At 36.8% G+C, this 7,216-nt stretch carries 6 protein-coding genes; all 6 read right to left on the bottom strand.

What is annotated here, in order from left to right; genetic code table 11:
• Positions 1–104 precede the first annotated feature (104 nt).
• The 6 genes from WMO19_RS04120 to gctA all read right to left on the bottom strand — a co-directional run bounded on the left by WMO19_RS04120 (position 105) and on the right by gctA (position 7,213).
• Complete coding sequence (locus WMO19_RS04120) at positions 105–1,253, bottom strand: 2-hydroxyacyl-CoA dehydratase subunit D (RefSeq protein WP_349170305.1); 1,149 nt, start codon at positions 1,251–1,253, stop codon at positions 105–107.
• 12 nt (positions 1,254–1,265) lie between these two features.
• Positions 1,266–2,585: a 2-hydroxyacyl-CoA dehydratase subunit D gene (locus WMO19_RS04115; protein WP_019125481.1), complete on the bottom strand. Its 1,320-nt coding sequence runs from the start codon at positions 2,583–2,585 to the stop codon at positions 1,266–1,268.
• A gap of 20 nt (positions 2,586–2,605) precedes the next feature.
• Positions 2,606–3,427 (bottom strand): acyl-CoA dehydratase activase, encoded by an 822-nt coding sequence (locus WMO19_RS04110; RefSeq protein WP_019125482.1) that lies wholly within the window; start codon positions 3,425–3,427, stop codon positions 2,606–2,608.
• Between the two features lie 238 nt (positions 3,428–3,665).
• On the bottom strand, positions 3,666–5,435 hold the full coding sequence (locus tag WMO19_RS04105) for an acyl-CoA carboxylase subunit beta (RefSeq protein ID WP_311565613.1): 1,770 nt from the start codon (positions 5,433–5,435) through the stop codon (positions 3,666–3,668).
• A gap of 9 nt (positions 5,436–5,444) precedes the next feature.
• Positions 5,445–6,242, bottom strand: a complete 798-nt coding sequence (gctB, locus tag WMO19_RS04100; protein ID WP_349170304.1) for a glutaconate CoA-transferase subunit B — start codon at positions 6,240–6,242, stop codon at positions 5,445–5,447.
• On the bottom strand, positions 6,242–7,213 hold the full coding sequence (gene gctA / locus WMO19_RS04095) for a glutaconate CoA-transferase subunit A (RefSeq protein WP_349170303.1): 972 nt from the start codon (positions 7,211–7,213) through the stop codon (positions 6,242–6,244). The genes gctB and gctA overlap by 1 nt, the downstream gene beginning before the upstream one ends.
• Between the last annotated feature and the right edge of the window lie 3 nt (positions 7,214–7,216).

The following is a 7,216-nucleotide window of genomic DNA, read 5'->3' as shown; positions in this document are numbered from 1 at the left end:
TTCTGTTTTGTATTTTGCCATTAAAAAACTGACCTCCTTATGTTGGTTTTTAAGTCCAACTTTTGGGGGTCAGTTCATTATAAGGCGCCTTAAAATTTATTTTATTACATTCTATTAAGTTGAACCATTTCGCTAAATGTTTCAAGTTGAGTTTTAACTTGACCGAAGTCAGTCATTTGTTGGTCATAACCCATTTTAATTAGTGGAATACCAGCTTTTTCGTAAGCTTTCTTTAGTGATGGATATTCCATTTCTTCTGTATCATTAAATGTCATCATAAATAATAGACATCCGTCAGCATCGTTATCAATTGCTAGGTCAACAACATATTTTGGTCTCTTCCAAATATCTGGATCGTAAAGAATTGGGTCTTCGTCCATTCTTGCAAATTGATCAGCTAGAGCCATGTATGGATCTTCGATTGATGTATCTACATCAACTTTAAATCCTCTTGATTCACTTGCAACGTCATCTGCTACTACGCAAATGTTAAAGTTGTCAAGAACTTCAAGAAGTGCTGGGTTGTCAGTTATGATTCCAGATGTTACAACTCTTGGTCCTGTGCATTCTTCTTTTGGCATTGCCTTTAATGCTTCGATTAGTTCTTTAAGCATCTTGTTGTGTTCATCTTTAAGCATGTGGAAAGAAGCCTTTAGTACATTACATCTGTCAGATGCTTTAATTGTCTTTGAATAATCTCCACATAATTTAACAAATTCTCTCTTAAGAGCTCTGTTTTCGTTATAAACTTCGAAAGCTTTCTTTAGGTTTTCGTCAGTGATTTTAACATCACAAACTTCTTCTAATCTTTCAGCAGCTTGTTTAAAGATTTTTGCATTGTAAGTTTTACCAAAATCTTCTTTTCTATGTTGTGCGTGGTTTAAAAATACCATAGGAATTTTTCTACCAACAGAAACTTTATAGTTTTGAGAGAATGGTCTTAGTGTGTCGTCAAGAGTAGTTACCATTGATGCGCTAAGTCCGTCAAGAGATCCGTCAAGACCCATTTCCAAACATCTTAATGCTAGTGAATAGTAGAATGTTGGGAAATATTCTTTTGCCTTGTCAATAGGTCCTTGTCCGCCCCATACTCCGTAAGGAACAAGTCCACCTGCATAGATTATTTCTTCAGGTGCATAGTAAGGGAATACACCGACAACTTTTTTGCCTTCAGCAATGTATTTGTCAATTTGTTCTCTTCCATTTTCTGCAATATGTTTAAATTCTTTTAATAATTCTTTTATATCAGTCATTTTGCACCTCTATTAAATTGTAGTCTTAGACCAGTCAGTTTCTTTAGTATTTTCGAAATTAGTGTAGATTTCTTCGCCCTTAGCGATTCTGTCTGCTTTTCTTTCATTCATAATTTCTACTAAACCTTGAACTCTAGTCTTATATTGTTCTTGTGAGAAGTTTCTTTCATCAGCTTGGTCACCGTCAAAGTGAACTACTGGAATGTCAAGGTCTTCTCTCCATCTTCTTTCGATTTCAGGCATTGCTCCTGACCATGGTTTACATGATCTGTTGTAGTTAACAAGTGCTCCAGAAACTCCGTTTTCTTTAGCCATTGTTTCTCTCCATTCAACGCCGTCTTCGATACATACTGAACAAGGTGCTTTACAGTAAGCTGCAGCCATTTCTCTTACAGTTGTATATTGGAAACCAAAGGCTGGTGCGTAAACAACAGCAGTTACGTTAACGCCATTTTGTTTTAGTGGTTCAAACAAGTGTCTTAGTCCTGGCCAGCAAGGAATTCCTTCAAATAGAATTCTGTGTTCTTCTGGATATTCCCAAGTAGAAGTTCCTTCTCTAACTGATTGTTCATATTCAGCTGCTAGAAGTTCAAAGCCTTCAGCTGCGTCAATTTCACATCTTGCAGCAACGATGTCTGCCATGTGGTTGAATAGGTCAAATCCAGAAAGTGGAGATGGTTCATAAGCCATGTAAGAACAAGCTTTAAGCCATGCAGCAGCAGTTCTGTTTGCAATTTGACAAGCTTCTTCGAATTTCTTTTCATCAAATTTCTTGCCAGTTAATTTTTCAAGTTGGTGAATAGCATATTCGAATTGTCCCATTAAGTAATCAACTTTTTCTTCAGGTACATCAACAGTGTTTTGGAAAGGAATGTCAATCATGATCATTGGAATGTCATGCATTCTTGCAATGTTTTCGTACCATTTAGTCATCATGTTACAGATGTTGTTACAGCAAAGAACAAAGTCTGGTTGTGGCATCTTTCTTGAGTCAGTTGGTTCTCCAGCTGCGTAAGCAAGAGAAATTCTTGCGTAACCACAAATGTCGTTATCATATCCCATATCTTCAGCTGTTTGACAAAGTCTTAAACCGTCTTTTTTAGCTGCAGTTGTAGCTGCGTGGTTTTCTGGATATACAGCGTGTAGTCCAAATGCCTTTGCAAGTTCAATAGGGAATTTAGATGATGACCATCCAACTAGTTCTCCTCTTTTCTTTGCATCCCATGCTGCCCCGTAAACTCTATCTACTACATTTCTTAGAGCTTGAGCAGCAGGAATATGTCCTTCGATTGGTCTTGGTTTTTTACCAGGTATTTTTTGAATTTCAGCCATAGTTTACCTCCTAAAATAAATTATGCATTAGCTTTTTTATTAGCTTTTAACTTTTCCAATTTACATTTTTGATAACCAAATAGTGCAGCTCCTAGGGCACCATTTAGTTGACATAGTGGTGAAGTGTGTATTTTATGTCCAGTGTTTTCTTCGAGGGCTCTAACCATGCCCTTATTAAGAGCAACGCCACCAGTAAATACAACATCATCATTAAGTCCAACTCTCTTGGCAAGAGAACCAACTCTTGCAGCTATGGAGTCGTGAATCCCCTTAACTATATCTTCAATCTTCGATCCACTTGCCAGTTGTGAAATAACTTCTGATTCAGCAAAAACTGTGCAAGTAGAAGAAATACTTACATCTTTTGTAGATAATTTATCTAACTCTTCAAGCTTAGAAACATCAACTTCAAGAACCTTTGCAATTACATCTAAGAATCTTCCTGTACCTGCAGCACATTTATCATTCATAACAAAGTTTTCAAGCATACCATTGTCTCCGATTTTAAGAGCCTTGGCATCTTGTCCGCCTATATCAATAATTGTGCGAACATTTGGGAATAAGAAGTAAGCACCCTTAGCGTGACAAGAAAGTTCAGACATTTGGAAGTCAGCTTCTTCAAGAGCTGTCCTACCATAACCTGTAGCCATTACATAGGAAATGTCTTCCTTTTTCATGTTAGCATTTTTTAGAGTCTCACTAATTGTTCTTGATGGACCGCTAGTTCCTGCTCCAACATCAATAACTGAAGTTGAAATAATTTCTTTGCCATCCTTTAAAATAATACTCTTTGAGGCAGTTGAACCAATATCAACTCCCATTGTATAAATAGCTTCTGCCATACAATCTCCTCTTTGGTTTAAAATTAATATCTTACTCTTCTTAATTTTACTATACTTATGTATCTTTGTCAAAAATCACAAGCCAAGATACTTGAAATTACAAGGGTTTTAGAGCTTTTATGATTTACTATTTATTGCTTTTAAAAAGTATATTTTACTTATAGTAAGTAAATAAGGAATATACAAAAATATTGGATAATCCTTTTTCAGATTATCCAATAAGTTGTCATATTTTATATTATTTAATATTATTTATTCTGTCGTAGTCTCTGATAATTCTTGGAGTAAGCATTTGATGAACTGGACAAATTGAAGCTGGGTCTTGGTATGCACTTTCAGTAAAGGCAATAATGTAATTTCTCCATAGGTTCATGTTTACTACTTCATCTACTAGACCATATTTTGCACAAGAGAATGGTCTTGATTTATCATTGTAATCTTGAATCAAATCGTTCATCTTGTCAATTGTAGGTTGAAGATCTTTTCCTGCCTTTTTATCCTTTGCAAGTCTTCTTGAGTACATTGCAGTAGCAGCAGTTTCTCCATTCATTACGTTGATTTCAGTTGCTGCAGAACCAAGTGAAAAGGCATTAGTGTCGTTTCCTTGTGGTCCACCAAGTACATAGTGAGCTGCTGCAGTTCCCTTTCTCATTGTAATTTCCATTTGTGGAAGGTCAGAGTTTTGGATTGAATAAATTAGTGATTGACCAAGTCCTAGTAGTTCAGCCTTTTCTGCATCGTCACCTACATCGATACCTGTTGTATCTTGTAGCCAGATAATAGGAAGTCTGTCTCTAGCACAAAGTGTAACAAATTCATTCATCTTAATTAGACCTTGTCTATAAAGTTTTCCACCAATAGAGATGTGTTTTGGATCATTGTAGTATTCTGGATAGCCCATAAATAGACCTTGAACGTTAGCTACAACACCAACTAGAAGTCCATTAACTTTTGCAAGTCCAGTTACCATTTCTCTACCATATCCCTTTTTGTATTCCATAAATTCTGAACCGTCAAAAAGTCTTGAAATTACATCATATATATCGTAAGCCTTTTTGCCGTTAAGTGGAATAAGTGAATACATGTCGTTAGGGTCGAATAGTGGATTCTTTGGATCATCAACTCTAAAGAATTCTCTTTGGAATTTTGGAAGCATTGAAAGATATTTTCTAATTCCTTCAAGTACTCCTTCTTCTTCAACATAAACTTCTCTCATGAAACCAGTTTGTGCGAAGTGAACGCCAACTGCTCCTGGAGGAGTAGTTTTCTTAGCGTGTGCAGCTTGGTCTGCAATTTGGTTAGCTCCTTCTTCGTCGATATATCCCTTAGGATTCATACCGCCAAGGATTCCAGCTCCACCAACAGCCATGTTTGCATCTTTATGAGCAACTATAATTGTAGGTGAAATTGAGTGGTATCCACCACCAGCTGGGTTAGTACCATAAATACCAACTATTACAGGAACTCCACATTGGTTAAGTCTTGAGTTTCTGTAGAATGGAGTACCGCCTCCACGTCTATTTGGATAAACTTTTTCTTGTTCGTCAAGTTTAACACCTGAACAATTTAGTATATAAACTAGTGGAATTCTAAGTCTTTCAGCTGTGTCTGATGCTCTTAGAAGGTCATCAGCTTGTCCAGCAATCCATGCACCTGCAAGTTTTTTGTTGTCAGATGCAACAATGTAAACCCATCTGTCGTCAACTTTTGCAAGTCCCTTAACAACACCTGTTGTACCATGGTCATTATCGCCAGGGTTGTAAATTGTGTTAAGTGGGCACCAAGTTCCTTCGTCGATAAGTTCAGCAATTCTTTGAAGTGCTGTCATTTCTCCACGTTCATTTACTTTTTCATCTGGTTTACCAGCAGCTAGAGCTTTTTCAGCAAAAACTCTAATTTCTTCTTCAATTTCTCTTAATTGATTGAAGTTTTCTTCATCAACTTCTCTTAAAGGCTTTCCAATTGTCTTCATATTTTGGAAATATGAAGCAAGTGAATATTGAGTCATGTGTCCTCCTTATTCTTCTACAGGTCTCTTAATGAAAGCTTCGCCTGGATCTATTTCTTCTCTTATTAGTTTAATTACATCTTCATCTGGTTCTTCAAGTTTAACAGCACGAGATACATCAATGTCAAATCCTGTGTTTTCGATAACATCTTCAGGTGAAGAAGAAGGATAATATCCAGCAAGATACATTCTCTTAGTATCTTCGTCAAACTTCAAGATACCCTTGTCAGTTACAACCATTTGTGGTCCAACATTTTCAGGAATACCTACTCTAGTTCTTCCGCCAGGACCATCGATCCAACCTGGAGAAGTGATATAGTCAACCTTATCTATAAATCTTCTCTTTTCGTGTTGCATCATGATAATAGTATTAACATAAGTTGCAATACCATTAGCTCCACCAGAACCAGTAAATCTTGTCTTAGGGTGGTGGTAGTCGCCGATTACTGTAGAGTTAACATTTCCAAATGGGTCAATTTGAGCTCCACCGATAAATGCGATCATTCTTTTCTTGTCGTGTCTCCATTCATTAGCTTGGAAACCAACATAAGTTGCATTTGTCCAGTGAACTCCACAGTGTGCCATAAATCTGTTGTCACCAACTGATCTTGGAACTTCAATTGGGTCACAGTCCATAAGTCCTGATTCTACAATTAGATAACAATCAGGAGCGTAAACTGCTTTTGCAAGAGAAGCACCAATTAGAGGTAGTCCTGTTCCTACAATTGCTATTTGACCATTCTTAATTTGTCTAGCAATTGTAACTGCTTGCATTTCTTTATTTGTATAATTATCATATCTAGCCATTATTTATCTTCTCCCTTCATTAGTACGTCTGTTGCGTAACCAAATCCTGGAACATTTCTAAGACCAATTAGTCTTGTAGCTCCAAGCTTGTTAAGGTATGCTTCATGATCTTCAACTCCATATACCCATTCATCTAAGAAAGCATTGAAATCTTCTTCTGTCTTAGATTTAACATTGTACATCTTATAGAAGTCAGCATCATAATCATAATAGTCATAACATTGTGAAGGGTGAGCTCCAAATGGTGCGTGAACTACTGCATCAACACAGAATCCAGGGATTTTGTTGTCAGCTGCATCAAAGTTTTTGATGTATTCGTTACTTACAAGTTCTTCGCAAGTTACGATAACTTTTCTAGCTGCAATTGCAATATCAACATCGTGGAATGTATTTCCAAGAATTCTTGTAGTTCCGTCTGGAGAAGCCATTTGAACGTGGATTATTGCAGTGTCAATTTCAGGAACTGGTGCTGCAACAAGTTTTTCTCCCTTTTTGAATGGGTTTTCTACATATATAAACTTGTCATTTGGAAGTTTATCAATCTTTTCTCTTTCTTCTTTAGAGATACCCCATTCATCAACTAGACCTGAACCCATCATTAGTCTACATGGTAGGTATGGAAGTCCTAGTGCAGCTGCGTGAATTCTTTGCATTTCAACGTCTTGAGAGTAGTCTTCCATAAGAAGTTCTCCCTTTTCAACTGCTGCTCTAAATCTTCTTGAAACATTTGTATATCCTGAGTTAGCAGTGTAGCAATTTATGTATGCCTTTACTCTGCCAGCTCCAATTAGTGTGTCCCAGTCTCCCCCTGCAGGTCCTGCTTCAACGATAAAATCTTTTTGACCTTGACGCAAAATTTCATTTACTGCTGCGTAAGGTTTTCTGTTAGTTGTAAATCCCCCTAGTGAAATTACATCGCCATCTTCTACATATTTTGCTATGGCGTCTTTAAGTTTCATTACTTTACTCAAGTT

This window comes from Peptoniphilus hominis (ex Hitch et al. 2025), from assembly GCF_040096015.1.
In the GTDB taxonomy this organism is placed as follows: Bacteria; Bacillota; Clostridia; order Tissierellales; family Peptoniphilaceae; genus Peptoniphilus_A; species Peptoniphilus_A hominis.
This window is presented reverse-complemented; position numbering and strand designations above follow the sequence as displayed.

Coding starts and splice junctions, on each gene's coding strand:
- WMO19_RS04120 (WP_349170305.1), bottom strand. CDS start 1,253: ATGACTGATATAAAAGAATTATTAAAAGAATTTAAACATATTGCAGAA.
- WMO19_RS04115 (WP_019125481.1), bottom strand. CDS start 2,585: ATGGCTGAAATTCAAAAAATACCTGGTAAAAAACCAAGACCAATCGAA.
- WMO19_RS04110 (WP_019125482.1), bottom strand. CDS start 3,427: ATGGCAGAAGCTATTTATACAATGGGAGTTGATATTGGTTCAACTGCC.
- WMO19_RS04105 (WP_311565613.1), bottom strand. CDS start 5,435: ATGACTCAATATTCACTTGCTTCATATTTCCAAAATATGAAGACAATT.
- gctB (WP_349170304.1), bottom strand. CDS start 6,242: ATGGCTAGATATGATAATTATACAAATAAAGAAATGCAAGCAGTTACA.